Annotated in this window: 1 protein-coding gene; it reads right to left on the reverse strand. The window is 70.5% G+C overall.

Annotated elements, in window-relative coordinates; genetic code table 11:
* Positions 1-440, reverse strand: a 440-nt coding sequence (locus ACYQ0U_RS22820; RefSeq protein ID WP_459976172.1) for a peroxidase family protein, incomplete at both ends; no start/stop codon positions are given.

Below are 440 nucleotides of genomic sequence, written 5' to 3' on the forward strand. Positions count from 1 at the left end.
TCCGCGGCCGGGCCCGGGATGATGTCCTCGGCGTCCTTGGCGACCCACTGGTAGGCACCGGCGGGGCTCTTGGTGAGCTCCCACTCGTAGCCGAACAGGAGCTTGAAGAAGTCGTTGCTCCACCGGGTCGGCGTGGTGGTCCAGGTGACCTCCAGGCCCGAGGTGATGGTGTCCGCACCCTTGCCGGAGCCGAAGGCACTCTTCCAGCCCAGGCCCTGCTCCTCCAGCGGAGCGCCCTCCGGCTCGGGGCCGACGAGGTCGGCGTCGCCGGCACCGTGGGTCTTGCCGAAGGTGTGGCCGCCCGCGATGAGGGCGACGGTCTCCTCGTCGTTCATCGCCATCCGGGCGAACGTGTCGCGGATGTCACGGGCCGAGGCCAGCGGGTCCGGGTTGCCGTTCGGGCCCTCGGGGTTGACGTAGATCAGGCCCATCTGGACCGC

Source organism: Nocardioides pyridinolyticus, assembly GCF_054653575.1.